2 protein-coding genes are annotated in these 1,638 nt (G+C 70.8%); both read right to left on the bottom strand.

Translation table 11 applies throughout. The features are described from left to right. The coding region (locus tag I5E_RS15180) for a YihY/virulence factor BrkB family protein (RefSeq protein WP_022907729.1) at positions 1-1,010 on the bottom strand (1,010 nt) is incomplete at its 3' end. 4 nt (positions 1,011-1,014) lie between these two features. Beyond that, on the bottom strand, positions 1,015-1,533 hold the full coding sequence (locus I5E_RS15175; RefSeq protein WP_022907728.1) for a hypothetical protein: 519 nt from the start codon (positions 1,531-1,533) through the stop codon (positions 1,015-1,017). Positions 1,534-1,638: the final 105 nt, after the last annotated feature.

Here is a 1,638-nt window from a genome sequence, read left to right as displayed (position 1 = left end):
CGTCGGCCAGGTCGGCGAGGTGCACGTGCTCGAACGGCCACGTGAACAGGTGCAGGTACAGCCGGTTCCCGTTCTGGGTGAGGACGGTCCCCGCCGGGGCCGTGAACGAGGACGGTCCGGCGCCGTACACCGACCGGGCGTGCTGACGCATCCACTCCCCGATCCCGGCGAGCGCGGATCCACACCCACAGCAGGAAGACGATCACCCCGCCGAGCGAGCCGTAGGTGGCGTTGTAGTTCGAGAAGTTGGCGACGTAGAACCCGAACCCGACGCTGGCCACGACGAGGATGAGGATGGCGAGGATCGACCCACCGCTCACCCACCGGAACTTCGGCTGCTTGACGTTCGGCGCCCAGTAGTAGAGCACGGCGACGACGACGATCGCGATGACGAGCAGGATCGGCCACTGCACGATGCTGAGGACCGTGGCGGCGACCTCGCCGAGACCGATCACGTCGCCGAAGCTCCGCGCGAGGGGGCCGGACACGAGCGCGAGCAGGCCGACGACGAGCAGCACCACGGTGAAGAGTGTGACGCCGAGCATGGTCGGGCGGAGCTTCCAGATCGGGCGACCCTCGCGGACGTTGTAGATCCGGTTCATCGCCCGGCCGAAGGCACCGACGTACCCGGAGGCCGACCAGAGCGCACCGATGACACCGACGACGAACGTGATCGGTGCCGCGGGCGACCGGACGAGTCCCTCGATGGGGTCGCGGAGGAGCTCGGCGACCTGCCCGCCGCCGATGCCCGTGACGATGTCGAGCAGGGTCTCGACGGTCTCCTTCGGGTCGGACACGAGCCCGAGGATCGACACCACGGCCAGCAGCCCGGGGAAGAGCGCGAGGACCGTGTAGTACGTCAGGCTCGCGGCGAGGTCGGTGCACTGGTCGCCGGAGAACTCCCGGAGCGTCTTCTTCAGCGTGTAGACGAGCGTCGGCTTCGTGAGGTCCGACGGGCTGTCGGGCTTGCGGGGATCGTCGGCGTCGGGCTTCTGCTGCTCGCGTGCCACGGGACTACCCCCTCGCCTTCAGCGCCTGCTTCGAGCGCTTCGCCGCCTGCTTGCGGTTCTTCGCCGCGCGCCGCTGCACCGCGGCGATGCCGGCGCGCTGCTTGACGCGGGCCCGGTGCTGCGGGTCGCGTTCGAGCGACTCCTCGGCGGCCTTCGCACGGGCTTTGCGCCCCTTGCGTCCTGGCTGGCTCTGCTCGACCGCACCGGGGCCGTCGCCGCCGCGGGCGCCGAACGGCAGCAGCGCGGTGAAGGCCGACGACGCGGGCGGCCGGGCGAGGTGCCCGGCGGGGTCGTTCCGGATCGCGATGCCGACGATGATCGCCGCGACACCGGCGGCGGCGGTCACGCCCATCGCGACGAGCGGAGTGGGGTCGCGGTGCCAGCGTTGCTTGGTCTTCGCGATCGCCAGCCGGGTGCGCGCCGGGATGTCCGCACGACGACGGATCTCGGTCACGGTGTCCGTGATGCCCTCACGTGTGCGGACGTTCGCGAGTTCGAGCTCGGGGAGACTGTCCTTGGCCATTCCCCATTTCGTACACGCACGAGCCGGGGTCTCGCCCAGTCCGGTCGTCCCCTCGCGCGCGTCGGACGATGCTGCCGCCGACGCGAGCGGGCTTTCGCGCGGGCG

The organism is Curtobacterium sp. B18, assembly GCF_000333375.1.
GTDB lineage: Bacteria > Actinomycetota > Actinomycetes > Actinomycetales > Microbacteriaceae > Curtobacterium.
This window is presented reverse-complemented; position numbering and strand designations above follow the sequence as displayed.

Excerpts from the sequence above, each read along its gene's own strand:
- I5E_RS15175 (WP_022907728.1), bottom strand. The coding sequence starts at position 1,533 with ATGGCCAAGGACAGTCTCCCCGAGCTCGAACTCGCGAACGTCCGCACA.